Origin of the sequence: Sedimentibacter sp. B4 (assembly GCF_000309315.1) — a bacterium.
In the GTDB taxonomy this organism is placed as follows: Bacteria; Bacillota; Clostridia; order Tissierellales; family Sedimentibacteraceae; genus Sedimentibacter; species Sedimentibacter saalensis.
Genome location: NZ_CANG01000517.1, coordinates 1 through 241 on the forward strand (window position 1 = coordinate 1; position 241 = coordinate 241).

A 241-nucleotide genomic window follows, 5' to 3' on the forward strand; every position below is an offset into this window, starting at 1 on the left:
TCGAACGTGAAGAAGATCTCCCTGGCACTGGCCGCCACCGCGGTGGCGTTGTCCCTGACCCTGGCCGCCTGCACGTCGCCGGCTCCGGCCCCCTCCGGCTCGGCCGCCAGCAGTGCACCGGCCACGGCGTCCACGCTGCGGGTCTGGGCGGGCAGCACGACCCCGATCACCGTCGACTTCAACCCGTTCCACGTCGACACCGCCCTCTACGGCACCTACGGCCCGATCTACGAGCCCCTGT

Annotated in this window: 1 pseudogene; it reads left to right on the plus strand. The window is 71.4% G+C overall.

Going from position 1 to position 241, the window contains the following annotated elements:
• Positions 1–241 (plus strand): annotated as a pseudogene (locus BN358_RS26590) (ABC transporter substrate-binding protein); the annotation flags it as partial.